Source organism: Thiohalocapsa sp., assembly GCF_019695415.1.
Taxonomy (GTDB): Bacteria; Pseudomonadota; Gammaproteobacteria; order Chromatiales; family Chromatiaceae; genus Thiohalocapsa.
Genome location: NZ_JAIFKJ010000182.1, coordinates 1 through 2008, shown reverse-complemented (window position 1 = coordinate 2008; position 2008 = coordinate 1). Strand labels below are relative to the sequence as shown.

The following is a 2008-nucleotide window of genomic DNA, read 5'->3' as shown; positions in this document are numbered from 1 at the left end:
ACCGCGTTTTCCGGCTCCGTCTGATTTTTGGGCAGGATGCCCAATAAATCAGTATGTCCTTAAGGCTGGTTGGCCCCCGACGCGCACTTTGCCAAAAAAAACAACTCGGCGTCCCGCGGAATGGCCTAGACGCAGAGGTGCCGGACCAGGCCTTCCAGTGCCTCGCCGCCGCCACTGTCAACGAAAATGGCCCGATCCCGCTCCGCGTCCGTGAGCGGCTCACGGTTAGCAAGCTGGCGATCCAGCACGTTGAGATCGGCCTCAGAGGCATCAGTACCGGCGGCGTGGCGCTCCAGCACGCGCCGGCGCAGCAGCGCCGCCGGCGCATCCAAAGCAAGGATGTCGAACGGACACCCAACGGCATCCGCCAGCTCACGGAACGGTCGCCGTCGCCGCGCCGACAGAAAGGTCGCGTCCACCAAGACGCCATAACCGGCATCCAGACATTGTTGCGCCAGCGCCAGCAGCCGAGCATAGGTGCGCTCGGTTGCGTCCGGCGCATAGATGCCGGCGCCCAGCCCGGTCTCAGTGCGCGCGAGCGGCGGCAGTCCGAACAGGCGCTTGCGCTCCACATCCGAGCGGATATGGACCAGGGGCAGCCGCTCGCTGAGTCGCGTCGCAAGCCAGGTCTTGCCGGAGCCCGAGAGCCCGCACAGCATGACCAACCGCGGCGGCGGCGGGCGCCGGCTCAAGGCCTGCGCCTCTCGCACGTAGCTGCGCAAGGCTTCATCCTGGGTTGCATCCGTATGGTGATGCTGCGCGGCGCCGATGCCGGTGACCTTGGCCCGCACCATAGCCCGGTAGACCAGATACAAGCGCAGCAGGGCGAGGGCACCATAATCCCCCGTGTGCATCAGGTAGGCGTTCAGGAGCCGCCGTCCCTGCTCGGCTTCGCCGGCGTAGGCCAGATCCATGAGCAAAAAGGCGACTTCGCTCGCGGTGTCGATCCACCGCAGCGCCGGGTTGAACTCGATACAGTCGAAGATGAGCGGCTCACCCTCCACCACGGCAATGTTGGCGCGGTGCAGATCGCCATGGCACTCGCGAATGTGCCCGCCCTGCCGACGTCCGGCAAGCACGGTGGCCAGCCGCTGGTATTGCTCTAGCGTCCAATCCTCCAACTTCGCCAGCTGCGCTGCGAGATCCCCCGCCGGTGCCAGGCTGTCGCGGATGACGGCGAAGTTCTCGCGCATGGGCGCCAGTACCTGAGCCGGCGTCCCGTAGTCGCTGTCGGCCGGTGCCGCTGGCGCCGCTGCGTGGAAGGCCGCAATGCGGGCCGCCAGGGCGTCGGTCACCTCCGGCGTGAGGGCATGGCGGGTCAGCAGTGCGTTCTGCGAAAAGCGGCGCATGTGAACCGCGTAATCCTGCACCCGGCCTTCCCCGCCAAGCTCGGGGGCGTCGGGTGTGCCCGTGATAGGCACCACGCCGAGATAGAGCTTGGGTGCAAGCCGGCGGTTGAGGCGCACCTCCTCTTCGGCGAAGTGGCGCCGCTGCGCGCGGGTGGAGAAGTCCAGGAAGCCGAGATTCACGGGCTTTTTGAGCTTATAGGCATCCGCACCGGCGAGAAGGACCCGGGAGATGTGCGTCTCCAGCACCTCCACATCGCCGGACGCGGCAAGCCGGGCACGCAGGCCAGCGACCAGCTCCGCTTGCCGACGGTCAACGTAATCGCTTTCAGCGCTCGGATGGGTGTCGTGGGTGCTTGCGCAAGGCACTGTTTCTCACCATGATTACCCAATCTCAACAGAAGAACGCACCGAGGCCATCCATGTCCATCGAACGTATCGTGCTCGCCGTCGCCGGCAGCTTCGTGCTCATCTCCGTCATCCTCGCCTACACCGTCAGCGAGTGGTGGCTGCTCTTCACCGGTTTTGTCGGGCTGAACCTCCTGCAGTCGGCCTTCACCGGCTTCTGTCCGCTGGCGACCATCCTGAAGAAATTCGGCAAGCAGCCAGGGCCGGCGTTCTGAGCTGGCTGCCGGGAAGCGCCGATTTATTGGCGCTTCCCG

Annotated in this window: 2 protein-coding genes; one reads left to right on the top strand and one right to left on the bottom strand. The window is 65.8% G+C overall.

Annotated elements, in window-relative coordinates; translation table 11 throughout:
- Positions 1–125 precede the first annotated feature (125 nt).
- Positions 126–1715: a bifunctional aminoglycoside phosphotransferase/ATP-binding protein gene (locus I6U14_RS05050; protein ID WP_296897394.1), complete on the bottom strand. Its 1590-nt coding sequence runs from the start codon at positions 1713–1715 to the stop codon at positions 126–128.
- Between the two features lie 53 nt (positions 1716–1768).
- On the opposite strand from I6U14_RS05050, the gene I6U14_RS05045 reads away from it, so the two are divergent.
- The gene (locus I6U14_RS05045) at positions 1769–1969 is read left to right on the top strand and encodes a DUF2892 domain-containing protein (RefSeq protein WP_296897392.1); all 201 of its coding nucleotides are present in this window, start codon (positions 1769–1771) and stop codon (positions 1967–1969) included.
- Positions 1970–2008: the final 39 nt, after the last annotated feature.

What these genes read in the sequence shown, in the direction of transcription:
- I6U14_RS05045 (WP_296897392.1), top strand. Translation starts at nt 1,769, where the DNA reads ATGTCCATCGAACGTATCGTGCTCGCCGTCGCCGGCAGCTTCGTGCTC.